Origin of the sequence: Micromonospora sp. NBC_00898 (genome assembly GCF_045207895.1) — a bacterium.
Taxonomy (GTDB): Bacteria; Actinomycetota; Actinomycetes; order Mycobacteriales; family Micromonosporaceae; genus Micromonospora.
On sequence record NZ_CP108775.1, the window covers coordinates 1780920 to 1793225 of the forward strand.

The 12306-nt window shown below is 72.8% G+C and carries 13 protein-coding genes; 7 read left to right on the plus strand and 6 right to left on the minus strand.

Translation table 11 applies throughout. The features are described 5' to 3' along the window. Nucleotides 1–6: 6 nt before the first annotated feature. The gene (locus OG799_RS08595) at nt 7–1323 is read right to left on the minus strand and encodes a mannitol dehydrogenase family protein (RefSeq protein ID WP_406044514.1); all 1317 of its coding nucleotides are present in this window, start codon (nt 1321–1323) and stop codon (nt 7–9) included. Further along, nucleotides 1320–2762 (minus strand): glucuronate isomerase, encoded by a 1443-nt coding sequence (gene uxaC, locus OG799_RS08600; RefSeq protein ID WP_406044515.1) that lies wholly within the window; start codon nt 2760–2762, stop codon nt 1320–1322. Before uxaC ends, OG799_RS08595 begins: the two co-directional genes overlap by 4 nt. Before the next feature lie 305 nt (nt 2763–3067). Between uxaC and OG799_RS08605 the strand changes: the two genes are divergently transcribed. After that, entirely contained in the window at nt 3068–4156 is a 1089-nt protein-coding gene (locus OG799_RS08605) for an SRPBCC domain-containing protein (protein WP_406044516.1), read from the plus strand. Nucleotides 4157–4360: 204 nt separating this feature from the next. Here OG799_RS08605 and OG799_RS08610 read toward each other — a convergent pair whose 3' ends face one another. Continuing rightward, the gene (locus OG799_RS08610; protein WP_406044517.1) at nt 4361–4558 is read right to left on the minus strand and encodes a hypothetical protein; all 198 of its coding nucleotides are present in this window, start codon (nt 4556–4558) and stop codon (nt 4361–4363) included. 84 nt (nt 4559–4642) lie between these two features. On the opposite strand from OG799_RS08610, the gene ykgO reads away from it, so the two are divergent. Both ykgO and OG799_RS08620 read left to right on the plus strand, forming a co-directional pair. Then, nucleotides 4643–4765 carry a type B 50S ribosomal protein L36 gene (gene ykgO / locus OG799_RS08615; protein WP_406044518.1) on the plus strand — a complete coding sequence of 41 codons (123 nt, stop codon included), beginning with the start codon at nt 4643–4645 and terminating at the stop codon, nt 4763–4765. A 167-nt stretch (nt 4766–4932) separates the two neighbouring features. Next, complete coding sequence (locus OG799_RS08620; RefSeq protein WP_406044519.1) at nt 4933–6099, plus strand: low temperature requirement protein A; 1167 nt, start codon at nt 4933–4935, stop codon at nt 6097–6099. Between the two features lie 101 nt (nt 6100–6200). On the opposite strand, the gene OG799_RS08625 is transcribed toward OG799_RS08620, so the two are convergent. Then, a complete protein-coding gene (locus OG799_RS08625; protein ID WP_406044520.1) occupies nt 6201–7292 on the minus strand; it encodes a hypothetical protein in 1092 nt (363 codons plus the stop codon). A gap of 53 nt (nt 7293–7345) precedes the next feature. Here OG799_RS08625 and OG799_RS08630 point away from each other — a divergent pair, with 53 nt between their 5' ends. Both OG799_RS08630 and OG799_RS08635 read left to right on the plus strand, forming a co-directional pair. Continuing rightward, entirely contained in the window at nt 7346–7480 is a 135-nt protein-coding gene (locus tag OG799_RS08630) for a hypothetical protein (RefSeq protein WP_406044521.1), read from the plus strand. Nucleotides 7481–7556: 76 nt separating this feature from the next. Next, a complete protein-coding gene (locus OG799_RS08635; RefSeq protein WP_406044522.1) occupies nt 7557–8630 on the plus strand; it encodes an NYN domain-containing protein in 1074 nt (357 codons plus the stop codon). Between the two features lie 20 nt (nt 8631–8650). Here the strand turns inward: OG799_RS08635 and OG799_RS08640 are convergent, their stop codons facing one another. Then, complete coding sequence (locus OG799_RS08640; RefSeq protein ID WP_406044523.1) at nt 8651–8992, minus strand: MmcQ/YjbR family DNA-binding protein; 342 nt, start codon at nt 8990–8992, stop codon at nt 8651–8653. 217 nt (nt 8993–9209) lie between these two features. Beyond that, nucleotides 9210–10826, minus strand: coding sequence for an ADP-ribosyltransferase domain-containing protein (locus OG799_RS08645; protein WP_406044524.1), 1617 nt, complete (start codon nt 10824–10826; stop codon nt 9210–9212). Between the two features lie 249 nt (nt 10827–11075). Between OG799_RS08645 and OG799_RS08650 the strand changes: the two genes are divergently transcribed. Then, nucleotides 11076–11753 (plus strand): macro domain-containing protein, encoded by a 678-nt coding sequence (locus tag OG799_RS08650; RefSeq protein WP_406044525.1) that lies wholly within the window; start codon nt 11076–11078, stop codon nt 11751–11753. A 251-nt stretch (nt 11754–12004) separates the two neighbouring features. Continuing rightward, on the plus strand, nt 12005–12265 hold the full coding sequence (locus OG799_RS08655; RefSeq protein ID WP_406044526.1) for a hypothetical protein: 261 nt from the start codon (nt 12005–12007) through the stop codon (nt 12263–12265). Nucleotides 12266–12306 lie beyond the last annotated feature (41 nt).

A 12306-nucleotide genomic window follows, 5' to 3' on the forward strand; every position in this document is an offset into this window, starting at 1 on the left:
GACGTCCTATCGGTGGCGGTGGTGGCGTACGGCGGCGACGAAGTCCCGGTCGTCGGCCAGCGCCGGTGCCAGCGCGGCGACGTGGCCGGCGGTGTCCCGGGCGGCGCGCGGCGGCGCGGCGTGCGCGGCCGGCCCGGTCGAGGTGACGTCGATCCAGGCCGCGACGATCCGGGCGGCGGCGTCCGCCGCCAGCCCGGCCCGGCGGCGCAGCAGCGCGGGTTCGACCACCCGCAGCCGCAGCTTGTGCAGGCCGTCCTCGGCGATCTGGGCCAGCCGGTGGTCGATCGCCGGGTTGGCGAACCGGGCGAGCAGGTCCCGCCGGTAGCCCGTCACGTCGCCGGCCGCGCCGCCGAGCAACGGCTCGACCTCGTCCCACCAGCGGCGGGTCAGCTCGGCCAGGTCCGGGTCCGCGACCGCCTGCGCGACCGTCGTGTGCCCGGCCGCGATCCCGGTGTACGCCAGCAGCGAGTGGGCGCCGTTGAGCAGCCACAGCTTGCGGCGTTCCCACGGCGCGACGGCGGCGACGAAGCGGGCGCCCTCGCGCTCCCAGGCCGGCCGCCCGGCGGGGAAGGCGCCGGCGAGCACCCAGTCGTGGAACGGCTCGGTGACCACCGGCGCGCGGTCGGCGAACCCGGTGGCCGCCCGTACGGCGGCGAGGTCCGCCGCGGCGGTCCGGGGCGTGATGCGGTCGACGCAGGTGTCCACGAAGGAGACGGAGGCGTCGATCCACTCCGCCAGCCGTACCCCGTCCGGGCTCGGCAGCGACCCGGCCAGCGCGAGCAGCGCGCCCCGCAGGGCCTGCCCGTTGCCGGCCAGGTTGTCGCACGGCACGACCGCCAGCGGGCCGGCGTCGGCGCGTCGCCGGGCCCGGAGTCCGAGCAGCAGGCGACCCGGCGCGGTCGCCGGTCGCGCCGTGCCGTCGGGGCCGGCGAGGGCGGCCCGGTCGGCCGCGACGGCGGGACTGTCGAGGTCGAGCGTTCCGTCCGCCCGCAGGTGGTGGCCCGCCTCGGTCACGGTCAGCGTCACCACGCCCGTCGCGGGGTCCGCCATCGCCGCGCGGAGGGCGGCCAGGTCCGCCCCGTCGTGGGCGGCGGCCATGGCGGTGACCAGCGTGTACCGGTCACCGTCGCGGTCCCGCTCGACGAGCGTGTAGCGGAATCCCTGCGCCCGCAGGACGTCGGCCGCGTCGGGGCGCCGCCCGGTGAACGCGGTGACCGACCATTGCTGGCTGTCGCCCGGCTCGGCGACGGCCCCGGTCCACCAGCACTGGTGGGCCCGGTGGAAGTTGCCCAGTCCCAGGTGGACGAGGTGCCGTTCGGTCATGCGCCCGCCCGGGCCGGCAGCTTGAACACCCGGCGCGGCGCCTCGTCGACCAGGTCGACGATGATCTCCGCGGCCTGCGCTCCGGTGATCCGGTGCTCGGTGACCAACCGGGCCAGCACCCCGGCCTCGACCCGCCGGGCCGCGTCGTGCCGCACCGGGATGGACAGGAAGGCCCGGGTGTCGTCGACGAACCCGGAGGAGCGGGAGAAGCCGGCCGTCTCGGTGACCGCCTCCCGGAACCGGCGGATCGCGTACGGGCTGTCCAGGAACCACCAGGGCGCGCCGAGGTACACCGACGGGTAGAAGCCGGCGAGGGGGGCCAGCTCGCGGGAGAACGTCGTCTCGTCGGTGGTGAACAGCACCAGGTGGAAGCCGGGTTCGGTGCCGAACCTGGACAGCAGCGGCTGCAACCCCCGGGTGAACTCGGTGCGTACCGGGATGTCGTGGCCGGTGTCCGGTCCGTACGCGGCGAGGGTCGGCCGGTGGTGGTTGCGGTGGATGCCGGGATGCAGGGTCATCACCAGGCCGTCGTCGACGGACATCCGGGCCATCTCGAAGAGCATGTGCTGCCCGAACGCGGCGACGTCGGCCGGGTCACGGTCCGGCGCCGGGGCCGCGCGCAGCCGGTCGAACAGCGCCCGCGCCTGCGCCGGGTCCAGCTCCAGGGTGGCGGGGGTCACCATGCCGTGGTCGGCGGAGACCGCGCCGTGGGCGATGAAGTGGGCCCGCCGGTTCGCCAACGCGGCGAGGTAGCCGGCGTACCCGTCATGGCCGTCGCCGGCGGTCGCGACCAGCTCGTCCACCGCCGCGGACCAGGCGGGGGTTCCGGCCGCGAGGTACCGGTCCGGGCGGAAGGTGGGGATCACCCGACCGCCCAGCGGCGCCTGCGGCGTCGCGGCGAGGCGGGCGTGCGGGGTCAGCGGGTCGAGCGGGTCGTCCGTCGTCGCGAGCACCTCGACGCCGAACCGGCGGAACAGGCTGCGCGGCCGGTAGTCCGCCCGCCCCAGCACGGCGGCGATCTCGTCGAAGAGGGCGTCCGCGTCGCGCGCCGACGGCTGCCCGACGCCGAGGACGTGGTGCAGTTCGCAGGCGATCCAGTAGCCGCTGGCGGTGCCGGCGAACGCCGGCCAGCTCGCGCAGAAGGCGCGCCAGATGTCCCGTGCCGACGCCTGCGGGGACGGCCGCAGCCGGTCCAGTCCGGTCCCGTTGGCATGCAACAGCCGGGTGACGTAGTGGTCCGGGGTGACGAAGAGCGCAGCCGCGTCCGGGAACGGCACGTCGTCGGCGAGCAGGTCCGGGTCGACGTGGCCGTGCGGGGACAGGATCGGTGCGTGTTCCACGAGCGCGAACAACTCCCGCGCCACCGCCCGGACGTCCGGGTCGGCGGGGAAGAGTCGATCGGGGTGTGCGATCGCGGGCAAGGTGTGCTGCGGCGTCACGGTGACGGTCCTCCCGCGTGTGGTCCGGTTCGGGACGAGACGCTAGTGATCGCGACACGGTGGAGGCAACCGTTTGCCATTCGTTGCCATCGTCGTGCCCGGGTGTTCCCGTCACCCCGGGGAACCAGCTCCGTCCGGTCCGGACGGTGAGCGGCCGGTGGCGGGCCCCCGCCCACCACCGGCCGCGTCGGCGGGTCGGGATCGTCGGGGGTAGTTGACCAGGGTGCGGTTCCCGATCAGGCGTCGTGAACAGCCGCCGCACGGTCTTGACGGCGGGTTCGGACGCCGCACCGTAGAGTCTCGCCATGATCGAGATCGACAACGAAGTCGGCCTGTCCCACCCCGCTGACCGGGTCTGGCGCGCGTTGACGGACCCGGAGCTGCTCGCCCGGTGGTTCACCGAGGTGGAGGTGGTGGCGGGAGCCCGGGGCAGGCTGCTGCTCTGCACGGCCGGGCTGCCCGGCTTCGACGCCGCCGTCGACGCCGAGGTGACCGAGCGGCGCGAGCCGGAACTGCTGGCGTTGGGGTGCGACGAGGCGGGCCGGCGTACCCGGTTGATCTGCGCCATCACGCCCACGGCGGACGGTTGCCGGCTGTCGGTCCGGGAGATCCTGGAGCACGGCGCCTGGCCGGCCGAGCAGCGGGCGCGCCGCGAGGAGTGGCACCAGCAGACCCTGACGGTGCGGTTGGCGGCCATCCTCGACTGGCTGGCCTTTCAGCAGGTCGACCTGCGCCGCGGCGAGCTGGGGGACACCGCCCGGTTACCGGTCGTCGAGGCGGTCGCCGACCCCTCGGCCGGCCGCCGCCGGCCGGTGCTGATCGCCGTGCTGGCCGGCGCGGTCCTGGCCGCCGGGCTGGCGGCCTGGGCCGTGCTGCCCACCGAGCGGCAGCCCGCCGCCGGATCGGACCTGGCGCCGCTGCCGGTGCCGAGCGCCGCGACCGGCGAGACGCGCCCACAGCGGGCGGCCGTCACCGCCCGGCCCAGGACGGCCACCACCAGCACCGCCGCCCGCCCGACCCGGTCCGCGACGACGCCGTCGCACACCCCCACCACGCTCGCCCCACCGGTCGCCGCCGTGACCGCCCGCTACCGCACCGCCTCGACGCGGATCTTCGGCTACACCGGCGAGGTGGTGCTCGACAACTCCGGTGTCGCGCGGGCGAAGGGCTGGACCGTGGTCGTCACCCTGTCGAAGGGCGGCACCGTCGCCACCGCCAACGGGGCCGACTGGCGGCAGGACGGGCAGGCCGTCACGTTCACCGGTCCGCCCGTACCGGTCGGCGGCTCGCGGACGTTCACCTTCGACGTCCGTGATCCCGACCCGCTCACCAAAGCGCCCGAGGGCTGCACGATCGGCGCCGACCCGTGCGGCGGCGCCACCGCGACACCGTGACGGGCGGCCACCGGACCGGCGGCGCGGGGTCAGCCCTGCGCGGCGGCCTGGGCCCGGGCGGCCCGACGGACGTCGAGCAGGTGGTGCTCGCCCTCGTGGACGGTCTGCCGACCGAGCCAGAGCAGCGTCCGGACCTGCGGCCGCGGCCAGCTCGGCGAGCACGGCCGGCGGGTCCTGCGCGTTGTACGCGTCGGCGACGGCGCGCTAATCGCGACCCATCGGCGTGAACTCCGGCTCCTCGGTCACCAGGGCCAGCGCGAGTCGCTCACCCTGCACTCGGAGCACGTCCCGGACGTGGCAGGTGTACTCCAGCGGCGACCAGACCTCGTTGCCGACCGGACAAATCGCCGCGTACAACACCGCCGCCGGGGCGGATACCCCGGATGGGGCGATTTCCCCCATGCCCCGTCGCCGTCCGAGCCAGGTATGGGCACTGCCCCGCCGGGTACGCGACGAGCTCAGGACACCAGGGAAGGACGAGGTGCGATGAAGGTCAGAAGCTCCCTTCGTAGCTTGAAGCAGAAAGCGAGCTCGATCGTGGTACGCCGCCGGGGCAAGGTCTACGTGATCAACAAGGCCGATCCCCGACAGAAGGCCCGGCAGGGCTGAGCGACCGGCGCTGAAACGGCCCGGGCCGCCGCGACGGGCGGCCCGGGTGAAATTCGTCGCCGCCGCTCGGCCGCTCGCAGACCGGCTCGCCCGGAACCGTGAGTCTGGCCCGGGGCGGTGGCGGCGATGGTATGAATTCGGGGGAGGGCGCGCCGGGAGGAGCCGCGATGGCGAGCACACCGGCGGCGCTGCTGAGACGAGGCGACGAGCCGCTGCGCGCGTCGTTCCTCGAGCTCTTCTTCGACCTGGCGTTCGTCCTCGCGCTCCGGCAGTTGTCCGTCGTCCTGCTGGCCGACCTGAGCGTGGCCGGGGTGGCCCGCACCGTTCTGCTGCTGCTGCCGCTGTGGTGGGTCTGGGTGGTGACCGTCTGGTTCAGCGACTGGTTCGCCCGCGCCAGCGGGCGGGTGCGGGGCCTCCTGGTCGGCACCACGCTCGCCGTGATCCTCATGAGCGTCGCCGTTCCGCAGGCGACGGACGGTCGGGCGGTGCTCTTCGCCGGCGCGTACGTCGCGATCCAGGTGGGGCGCGGCGTCGTCACCGCGGTCGCGCTCCGCGGGCATCCGCTGCGCCGCCGTACCTTCCGGATCCTGGCCTGGTTCGGTACGACGGGAATCCTGTGGTTGGTGGGGGCGGCCTGGCCCGCCGTCCGCATCCCGGTCTGGCTGCTGGCCCTGGCGCTGGACTACGGCGGGCCCCGGCTGGGCTGGCCGACCCCGGGGCTGGGTCGAGCCCAACCCGGCGACCTGCGGCTGCGGGGCGGGCACCTCACCGAGCGGTACCAGCAGATCTTCATCATCGCGCTCGGCGAACTGGTGATCACCGCGGGCCTGGCCTATTCGGCGACCGACATGGCGGCGGCGCAGTCGGTCGGGTTCCTGCTGTCCTTCGCCGCCGCGGTGCTCATCGGCCTGCTGTACGTCACGCCCGCCGGCCAGCAGTTGGGCGCCGCCCTCGACGAACGGAACCCGTCCCGGTTCGGGGTGCTCACCAACGACATTCACCTGATCACGATCGCGGGCGTGGTGGCCACGTCCGTGGCCGCGGACCTGGTGATCGCCCATCCGACCGACCGGGGGTCCGGCATCGAGGTCGCTCTCACCGTCGCCGGCCCCGCGTTCTTCCTCGCCGGCCGGGTCGGGCTGTCCGCCGCCATCTACCGTCGGGTCTCCTGGCCCCGGCTGCTCGGCCTGCTCGGCCTGCTCCTCACCGCGGTCGCCGGGTACGCGCTGCCGCTGCTCGGCGTCAGCGCGACGATGGCGGCGGTCCTGCTCGTCGTGGCGCTCCTGGACCGCCGGCTCGATCGCGTCGAGTCGGGCCGGAGGGCGGAGCGATGAGGCCGCGCCGCCCGCCGTCCGTGCGGTCCCGACGCCGTCAGCGGGCCCGCTGGAACGCTCGCCCGACCTCGGTGGCCGCACCGTTGCCGGTGGAGCCCTGGTCAGCCGTTGAACTGTTCCCAGGTGAAGCCCGGATCACGCAGCGCGCGCAGCGCGCAGCGGTGCCGGGCACCGGCGTACACGTCGACGGAGCCGTCGGCGGGGGTGGTGGTCGTGGCGACGAGCCCCGGCGCGACGTAGTGCCGAATGATGCCGCCGGGCCACCCGTCGGGGGACAGGGGCACCGGGCGCAGCGACCCGACCAGCCGGTCCGCGTGGGCGGCGGTGACGGTCGCGAAGCCGTGGAACGGGCTGGAGATGGCGGCCTCGGAGAGCAGGAACTGCAGCAGAGCCGTGCTCAGCGGCGCACCCTCCCCTTCCGGGGCGTCCCCTTCGTACTGCACCACCGGGTCGGGCCCGGTGGGGTCGAACAGCATGACGAAGACGCCCTGGTTCTCCGCCCCGAACTGCACCCGCCCGTCGTCCTCGCACTCCAACTCGCCCCACGGGTAGATGCTGTTGTGGACGCCGAGCACCTCGCGTCGTCCGGCGGCGGCCCGGTAGAGGGCGAGCAGTGGTTCGGGAAGCGTCCGGTCCGGCGGGACGGGTTCGTGGTCGGCGGGCGGGAGATCGGCGTACCAGCCCGCCACGTGGCCGCGCATCGCGGCGACGGGGTCGGCGGGCAGGAACCGGAGCCAGTCGGGATCGGGAAGCGGCTGTTGGGGCGTCGGTCGCACCCGGTCGAGCACCTCGAACGGAAGCGGGTCCGCCATGCGCAGCTCGCACCACGTCAGCTCTGACGGGCCGCCGAACAGCCAGGGCCCGCCGTCGACGCTGGTCGACCGGCTCTGGCTGACCATGAGCCGAAGTCTCCCCAGTGGCAGCAGGCCCTCGGCAAGGCGAACGAACCCGAGACGCGGAGCCGCGGCGTTGCCCAGTCGCTCCTCGACGGTCTCCGGGAACGGCTCGCGCAGTTCCAGCCTGTCGGCGCTCTGGACGGCGCTGTCACCCGGTCGGTCCCCGGCCGTGACGATGACGAGTGTGGCCAACGGACCGACGACATAGGTGACGTTCCCCGCGGACAGCGCCCGAGCCGGCGTTCCGGCGGTGGACAGCGCCTCGGTTTCCGTCACCACCGCCCATCGCCGCGCCACCGGGCAAGGCTAGAGGATCTTTGTCCCGCGGCCCGTCCTGGGATGATGTCGTCATGGTCGACCAGCGCGAGAGTGTCCACCTGCTCGGCGACGACGCCCTGGAGCGGTCCGCGGTGGTGGCCAACTGTGCGATGAACCGCGAGCGGCAACTGGTCGGCGCCAACAGTTACGCCCGCGAGGAGGATTGACCGTCGGCGCGTGAGCCGACCACCGGGCCGTCATGTCACCGGCAATTCGCCCTGAGCCGGGCGTACGCTGGCTTCCGTGGATCAAGAAGACCGGATAGCGCTGTTCCTCGACTACGAGAACCTCGCGCTGGGCGCGCGCGACCACCACGGCGGGATGCCGTTCGACTTCCGCCCGATCGCCGACGCCCTCGCAGAGCGGGGACGGGTGGTGGTGCGCCGGGCGTACGCCGACTGGTCCTACTTCGACGAGGACCGGCGAATGCTCACCCGGTCGCACGTCGAGCTGATCGAGATCCCGCAGCGGATGGGCGCCTCCCGGAAGAACGCCGCCGACATCAAGATGGCCGTCGACGCCGTCGAGTTGGCGTTCGAGCGTGAATACATCTCAACGTTCGTGATCTGCACCGGCGACAGCGACTTCACCCCGCTGGTCCACAAGTTGCGCGAGCTCAACAAGCGGGTCATCGGCGTGGGAGTGGAGAAGTCCACCTCGGCGCTGCTGCCGCCGGCCTGCGACGAGTTCCTCTACTACGACCGCCTCGAGGGGGTCGAGATCCCTGCGGCCCCGAGTCGGCGGGGCCGCCCGGCGCGGCTGCCCAGCCCCGAGCAGCAGGTCGAGCAGGAGCCCGAGCCGCAGCCGGCCGCGGAGGAACCCGGACGCGACGTCGACACCCTCGCCGTCCTCGTCGCCCAGACCGTGGCCGGCCTGCAGGTCAGCTCCAGCGGCGAGGTGACCGCCTCCGGACTGAAGCGCACCCTGCTGCGCAAGGACCCGACCTTCAGCGAGTCCGACTACGGTTTCCGCACCTTCGGGGAACTCCTGCGGCACCTCGCCGGCCGTAACGTGATCGAGCTGGCGGAGGGGCCCGCCAAGGGTGACCCGGAGGTGTCTCTGCCCGAGCAGGGGGACCGGGAGGTGGCCTTCGCGCTGCTGCGCTCCGTCGTGTCGGACCTGGCCGGCGCTGAGGGCGCGGTGGCGCTGTCCGGTCTCAAGAATCAACTCCGGCGTGCCCGGCCCGACTTCAGCGAGAAGAAGCTCGGCTACCGCAGCTTTCTCCAGTTCTGCAAGGCGGCCGCCACCAGCGGTGTCGTGGAGCTGCGGTGGAGCCCTGACGACGACGACTACCTCCTCACCGCGAAGGCGCCCTGACCCGGCAGGCGGGCTCAGCCTCAGTCGCCCAGCCGCTGCCGCGCGAGGAACTTCGGCACCACCATCCGCCACGCCTCCGTCACCAGCTCGGTCATCTGGGCGTGGTCCAGCCGGGCCAGGTGGCAGCACACCCAGTTGAACCGCACGTCGGACGGGCGCGGGAGGAAGAACAGCTCGGGCTCCGCGGCGATGAGGCCGTCCCGCTGCTCCTTCGGGTAGCCGAAACCCATCGTCTGCTCGTCCCGGGAGAACGCGACGTACACGATGGCGCCGACGCGGAACTTCACCCGGTCGTGGATCAGGTGCTCGGTCGTGCGCGGCAACGTCCGGGTCAGGGCGCGGACATCGGCGACAGTAATCACGGCAGCGACGGTACGGGAGCCCACCGACACTCCGTCGCGTGAGCGCCCGCACGCCGTCGCGGGGTCAGACCGGCGCACGCGTACCGGCCGGCCCGGCCGCCCGGGACCCAGGTCCAGCTCGGCCTGGCGTTCACCCGCAACGCCAGAGACGTCCGGTCACGCTCCGCGGGTCGGGGCCGACGCGGCATCGCGGCGGTCCCCGATCCGCCGTGGCTGCTCACGCCACGAGGCGCTGCTCGGCCAGTTCGGTCAGCCGCACGGTGCACAGGCCGCCGCGTTCCGCCTTGATGTCGGTCACCTTGAGCTGCGTGCCGGGGGCGAGGATGAACTCCTCCTCGCCGGTGAACGCGGAGAATCTGCGAATGCCCACGGCCCGCGCGGGGTGCACCTCGAAGAGCGTCCGCCTGCCGCGGCGGCCGAGGAACGCCTGGGCCACGCTGAGCTTCGACGTACAGGAGGACACGCCCCACCAGGTCACGGTCTGGCCGAGGGGGTACTGCGCCCGCAGGTCCAGCGACACCCCGCGCCACAGCGGCTCCCGACGGGCCGGAAGCCGCGACACGGCCGAGAACAACAGTCGCAGATACGGCAGGTACGGGACGACCCGGCTGCGGTCCGGGTTGCGCAGGGTGGCGTTGATCTGCCGGTAGAACGCCGACTCGCAGGTGTAGAGGTAGAGGGCCGCGACCTCGTCGGCGGACAGGCCGCCGGCCACGCCATCGGCCTGTTTCTCGCCGAACCGGTGCGACTGCTCCACGTGCCAGTCGAGCCCTGACAGCTGCCTGGCCACTGGGGCGACGGCCTCGCGGAAGTCCATGAGCGGGGTGTCGAACACGCCGGTGATCGCGGGAAGGACCAGCCCCTCGTCCTTGACGCTGGCGAGTCGTTCCAGGTAGAGCTGGTGCAACTCCATCGTGGAGGCGATGAACGCCCCCATCCGGTCGGCGATGTCCCCGTCCGTGCCGCCGGCCTGCTCCGTGAGCTTGTTCCACCCCTTGCTGGGCAGCCAGTCGATCTCGTCGGCCCCCAGCGTGGTCAGCGCCGCGTTCACCTCGGCGAAGTGGTCCCCGTCGCAGAAGATGTCGCCCTGCGCCGCCGGGTTGGGGTGGTCGATGTGCCGGACCTCCACCTCGGGGTACTTCTTCTCGAGCTGGAGCACGACCCGCTTCAGGCTGCGGGCGTGCGCCCCCCACCACGCGAACACCACGCCCCGGTCCTGCTCGTCGGCGTTCTGCTTGGCCTGCAGGATCTCCTCGACGAGCTTCTCGACGACCGGTCGCCAGAACGCGGTGTGCCGGTCGGTGGCCATCGCGCCGTCGCTGCTCGCGGTGAGTGCCGCGTTCAGGAGCAGTACGCCCTGCGTGAGCATCGCCTGGAACCACTCCGGCGGCTGCACGGTGTCGTGCTTCCTCAGCAGGGCGCGGATGTCCGCGATCGGCGTTTTCTTGGGGATGCCGCGCTTCCACATCGCGGCGGCCTTGATGATGCAGCGGATGGTGACGACCTTGCCGAACTGGCTGTCGTCCCAGTCGTGGAAGGTGTTGTCGAACATCGCGATGCCGGTGGCGCTCTCGGTCCGCGGGTACGGGTTCTGCCCGAAGACGACGACCTTCCACTTGTGCGGCGGGTTGGGCTTGAGCGCCTGGAAGGTCAGCTCCCGCACGGGTACGACCTTCGGGCTGCGGCCCGGGCCGATGAACGTGGCCGCGGCCGGCTGGGCCTCGATGACCGGCTTCAGCAGGGGTAGCCACGGCTCGCCACCGCCGGTGAAGAGTTCGGCGAGGGCCAGCGGGTCGTTCGGGTCGGGCGGGGTGGGGGCGTCGGTGTCGCTCATCGTGGGGCTCCCGGAGCGGCGAGCCGTGCCCGTGACGGCACGGATGATCAAGGTGAGGGCATTGTGTCGTGTGACGATTCCGGATGGGTGCCCGCAGCATCGCAGAGCCGTCTGACACCGTGGTGAGCGTCTGGTACGTGCGTTTGTCGCGGAGATTGATCATGGATGTCCGCGCAGCGTCCCGATGTCGGTGGGGCGCGATACCTTGATCCACGTCGGAGACACCCCTTCCCACCATCGGAGTGAACCATGCCCGTCGACACCGAGAAGCCGCTGCTCAAGGTGGTGCTGAGAGACGTCAACGCGAAGGTGGTCCAGGCGTGGCTGGCGGCATTCGCCGACACCCCCGCGGTCGAGATCCATAAGGGATCGATCCTCACCCAGCACGTCGACGCCTGGGTCAGCCCGACCAACTCCCGTGGGCGGATGGACGGCGGAGTCGACGCGGCCATCAAGCGGCACCTCGGGGCGGGCATCCAGCTCCGCGTCCAGCGGGCGATCCGCGATCAGTTCGGTGGGTCGCTGCCGGTGGGCAGCGCCGTGTGCGTGCCGTCCGGGGCGACCAACCCGAAGTTCCTGATCTCGACGCCGACCATGGAGCAGTCGGCCGAGAACGTGAGCGAGACCTTGAACGTGGCGCTGGCGTGCGCCGCCGCGTTCCAGGCCATCCACGTGCAGAACGAGCGGGAGCCGGGCAGCATCAGGTCGGTGGCGCTGGTCGGCATGGGCGCCGCGACGGGCAAGGTGCCGCCGCGGGTGTGCGCCAACCTGATGTGGACCGGCTACACCCTGTTCAACGACTACTACTTCCGCGACTACGACGACCTGCGGAAGACCATCTGCGAGCAGCTCGACGACATCGAGAGTCGCCCCGAGGAGGAGCGGGTGCGGGTAACGCCCCCCACGCCGCCCGGCGTCCGAGGCTGACGATGGACCGGGCCCCCGAGGCGGTGTGCGTCTGACGCAGCCGTGACGTCGCGGCCGGCGCCCGGGAGTCGACCCGGGCGCCTTCCTCCCCACGAGCGCGACCGAGTCGGTGACGTTCCCCTGCCCCCACAGGCTCGGCCAGACGAGCACGCCGATCAGCACCGGGGCCAGTTCGTTGCCGGGCGGGCCTGCAGTACCTCGGCGTCGACCGTGCCGCCCACCTGCTGGTCCGGCTCGCGGTCGTACCGGCCGTGGTGTTCCTGCTCTCCGCTATTACCTTCGCCGTCGCCCACCGGCCGCGGCTGGTGAGCGTACCCGTCGGTGAGTTCGGTCCGGTGTGGGCGCGGACGCTGCGCCGCCTCGACCGGCTCATCACCCTCGGTTCGGCGCTGTTCATCGCGGCCACCGCCGGATCGCTCGCGGTCTTCGCCGCACTGCTCTGGCCCCGAACGCGCCAAATCCGAGCGCAAGTGTCGGTGCGGGTCGCTAATCTGCGTGCGGACCTCGCTTGACGGGGTGCCTGCGCCGCTGGGCGCGGCGCCGCCTACCGCCC